This window comes from Geodermatophilus sp. SYSU D00079, assembly GCF_054050635.1.
Map to the genome: position 1 here is coordinate 1 of NZ_JBJGZS010000065.1, position 1,758 is coordinate 1,758.

Consider the following 1,758-nt stretch of genomic DNA (forward strand, 5'->3'; position numbering starts at 1 on the left):
CGATGTCCTCGGTCGCCTTCGCCGTCTCCTGCGCCAGCTCCTTGACCTCGTTCGCGACCACCGCGAAGCCCTTGCCCGCCTCCCCCGCACGCGCCGCCTCGATGGTCGCGTTCAGCGCCAGCAGGTTGGTCTGCTCCGCGATGCTCGTGATCACCTTCACCACGTTGCCGATCTCCGCCGAGGACTCCCCCAGCTTCGCGACCGTGGCCGTGGTGGTCTCCGCCGCCGACACCGCCCGGGACGCCACCTGGCTGGCCTCCGCCGCGTTCGTCGCGATCTCCCGGATGCTCGCCCCCATCTGCTCGGCACCCGCGGCCACCGTCTGCACGTTCCGGCTGACCTCCTCGGCTGCGCCGGCCACCACACCGGACTGCGCGGAGGTCTCCTCCGCCGACGCCGAGATCTGCGCCGACGAGGCGCTCAGCTCCTCCGACGAGGCCGCCACCGCGTCCGCGGAGGACGCCACCGAGGCGAGCACGGTGCGGAGGTTCCCCTGAGCGGTGGCCAGGGACCGGGCCATCCGCCCCAACTCGTCGGCGCTGCGCACCTCCGGGACCACGGTCAGGTCCCCGTCCGCCAGCGCCTCGGCGGAGGCCTGCACCGACCGGACGGTGAGCATGATCTGCCGGACGACGTAGAACGCCAATCCACCGGAGAGCAGGACGCCGATCCCGATGAGCAGCAGGATCGTCCACACCGCGCTGCCTGCGTCGTCCGAGCCCGCCGCAACACCGGCCTCCGCTGCGGCGGCCTGGGCGGCGTTCTCGGCCTCGATCGCGTCGAGGGCATCGTCTCCGATGCCGCGCACCGTCCCCTGGTAGAGCTCACCGAAGGCCGCGAGGTCGCCTGCGTCGGCCAGGGCGAAGAGCTCACCGGTCGCACTCCCGACGAAGGCGTCGGCCGTAGCCGGCAAGGCGGACATCGCCTCGGCGTCTCGGACGTGCGGCTCGTACGCTGCCACGCCGGCCTCGAACCGGGCATAGCGCTCGTCGATCTGTTCCCGGAGCTCGGCGCGTACCTCCGGGCCGGCCACCGCGTACTGCAGGATCCGGACCCGGACACTCTGCAGATCCCGCTGGACGCCGGCCAGCGTGTCCATCGGGGCGATGGTCTCCTCGTACAGGCCTTCTTGGGAGTGGCTCAGTGAGGTGAGCCGGTCGACCGAGACGCCGGCCACCAGGACGCCGACGCCCGCGAGGGTCAGCAGGGATGCGCCGAGCTTCACCCGCAGAGGGCGATCGGTGAACCACCGCAGGCGGCTGCGGTCAGGGGGCGGATCGGATGCGCGCATGGGGAACTCCTCGCCGAATATGTGTTGCGCACCCCGTCATCGACCGTTTTCGACTCGCAGGTGCAGGCGGAGGTTAAGGGTCTCAAGTTCTCGTCGAACCATTCCGCCACGGCGTGTCCGGGGACGAGCAGAGAAAGGCGGTCGACCGGTGCCATGGGAGTCGACATGGCGCCGATCGACCCTTTACGACCACTTGGTGGCGCAATGGTCGATGTGCCTTTCCATGCATGAAGGGGCACGACCGGACGAACCGGTCGTGCCCCTTCATGAACGTGCGGCCCCTGCTGGGCCCCGGTCGGGTCAGTACGTGAACCGCGAGACGCTGGTGCGCAGGTCGGCGGCCATGCGGGACAGCTCGTCGACGGCGGTGCGGGTCTGGGTCAGCGCCTGGGTCGTCGACCCGGCCGCGGCCGAGACGCCGGTGATGTTCTCCGCGATCTGACCGGAACCCTGCGCCGCCTCGGACA

Annotated in this window: 1 protein-coding gene and 1 pseudogene; both read right to left on the reverse strand. The window is 70.7% G+C overall.

The window, feature by feature from the left end; all coding sequences use genetic code 11:
- A partial coding sequence (locus tag ACI79E_RS22380; protein WP_456934783.1) for a methyl-accepting chemotaxis protein occupies nt 1-1,291 on the reverse strand: 1,291 nt, incomplete at its 3' end.
- Between the two features lie 300 nt (nt 1,292-1,591).
- Nucleotides 1,592-1,758 (reverse strand): annotated as a pseudogene (locus ACI79E_RS22385) (methyl-accepting chemotaxis protein); the annotation flags it as partial.